At 45.1% G+C, this 709-nt stretch carries 1 protein-coding gene; it reads right to left on the bottom strand.

Annotation, left to right across the window (positions count from 1 at the left end):
- A partial coding sequence (locus A3738_RS09480; RefSeq protein WP_156504148.1) for an alpha/beta hydrolase occupies positions 1–317 on the bottom strand: 317 nt, incomplete at its 3' end.
- Positions 318–709 lie beyond the last annotated feature (392 nt).

Here is a 709-nt window from a genome sequence, read left to right as displayed (position 1 = left end):
GAGTGTCCGAGAATGTATTGATATTCGTGCGAAATGGTTTGACGCAAGGTTTCGAGATCTCGCGTGTAATCTGTCCATGCATCAACATGACCGCGCTTGCCTTCAGACTTACCATGCCCCCGATGATCTAGAGCATGCACTTCAAATCCTTGCTGAGTAAACCATGTCGCTAATTCATGATAACGCGCTGCGTGCTCACTCCAACCGTGAGAGATAACTAAAGCAGCGTGAGCAGGCTGTTCAGGCATCCATCGATAAACATTTAGCTGAAGGCCGTCTTGAGCGGCAATTTGATCTTCAAGGTAAACCATGGTCATCTACTCTCAGTGATAAATCCCTTATCGTTTCTTATTATTGTTTCCTTAATCGCCGCGTTTAAATCGTAGCTGTGCTTCAAGCAATACGCAAAGCGGCGTAAATCCTACTCTCAGGCATTCCATTTGCCAATACCGTTTAATAAGCTTGGCCACTTAAGACAGAATGCCGTCCACAATAGAAATTTATACATGAACCATGTAAAGAGTAAGTGAAAGGCTAATACCAATAAACGCTAAATATCCAAATGCAGCGCGCCCTTCATAAAGAGTGTCGCCTTCCCTCGAATCAAAACTCGGCTTTCGCGCAATCCACATTCAAGCTCCCCTTGCCGCTCCGATAGCTGTTTAGCCTGAAGCGTTTTTTTGTTCAAACGCTCTGACCAATAAGGCGT

The sequence above is a fragment of the Oleiphilus sp. HI0066 genome, from assembly GCF_001635725.1.
The sequence above is the reverse complement of the archived record's forward strand: the minus strand, read 5'-3'. Positions and strand labels throughout refer to the sequence as shown.